The organism is Zavarzinella formosa DSM 19928, assembly GCF_000255705.1.
GTDB classification, from domain to species: Bacteria; Planctomycetota; Planctomycetia; order Gemmatales; family Gemmataceae; genus Zavarzinella; species Zavarzinella formosa.
The window spans coordinates 21,565-21,866 of record NZ_JH636447.1 but is presented as its reverse complement, the minus strand read 5'-3'; the positions used below and the strand labels follow the sequence as shown (position 1 = coordinate 21,866).

Here is a 302-nt window from a genome sequence, read left to right as displayed (position 1 = left end):
TTTTGAACGATAGGTCCCCTTTGCTGTTTCCGAACAACGTCATGAGCCTGAAGCCTTCTTCCCGACACCCCTCGCCAAGCAGACGCTTGTCAGTCGCCTCGATGATTTCGGGGCCGTCGTAGCTGATCCGCACGGCGTGCGTGAACTTGCCCTCGACGAATTTCAGCACCCGGTTCACGGTTGGATTAATGGATTCCAACTTAATCGCCATCGCCTCCTTTTCTTTCACAAGCGACGCCTTCTCCTTTCGGAGTGTGGCAATGTCTGCATTCAGTTCTTCCCGAGTTTTACTCAACGCGGCA

1 protein-coding gene is annotated in these 302 nt (G+C 53.6%); it reads right to left on the bottom strand.

Annotation, left to right across the window (positions count from 1 at the left end; all coding sequences use genetic code 11):
* Positions 1-211 (bottom strand): hypothetical protein (locus BGIM_RS54345; protein ID WP_193789054.1); only part of this gene is annotated, 211 nt, incomplete at its 3' end.
* Positions 212-302: the final 91 nt, after the last annotated feature.